1 protein-coding gene is annotated in these 634 nt (G+C 55.0%); it reads left to right on the forward strand.

The genetic code is table 11. From position 1 onward, the window contains the following. On the forward strand, positions 1 to 488 hold a 488-nt coding region (locus tag AC6BYQ_RS28535; protein ID WP_498057934.1), incomplete at its 5' end, for a transposase. Positions 489 to 634: the final 146 nt, after the last annotated feature.

Raw genomic sequence — 634 nt, forward strand, 5'->3', positions numbered from 1 at the left:
CCTGGCGCAGCGTGAAATACCTCGGCCGTTATCTGAAGCGCCCGCCGGTGGCGGCCTCACAGCTGCGCCACTACCGCGGCGGTGCCGTGGTCCATCAGTATTACGACCACCGCACGCAGCAGCACAAACGGCAGAAAATCAGCCAGGAGGAGATGCTGCAGCGTTACGTCAGCCATATTCCGGCGCGGCATTTTAAAATGGTGCGCTACTATGGTTTTCTGGCCAACCGCAAGCGAGGCTCGCTGCTGCCGAAGGTCTACAATGCGCTGGAAATGACGGTACGAGAAAAACCGAAGCGGCCCGGGTTCGCAGTACTAATGAAGGGCTTCCTGGGCACCGATCCGTACCAGTGTATCTTGTGCAAAGGCCGGTTGCGTTTTGCCGGTGCTATGGCGGGCGAGCACGCCACAAAAATGCTCTCTGACAGGCTGCATCAGATGGCGAAAAAACGATGGCTTCAGAGCCCAGCTCTGGATAAGTGCGCCTGAAAAATGGGTTTTGGTTTAAAAACTCAGCAAAACTGGCATTTTCCCGCATTACTCTACGGCAGCCCGCACCATATGGGATTATTTCTTGCTACCGTTCATGGTCAGTCGCTCTCAAAAGATACGATCCAATCTCCTAACCATGAACG

Source organism: Serratia sp. LTN-2 (genome assembly GCF_059740205.1).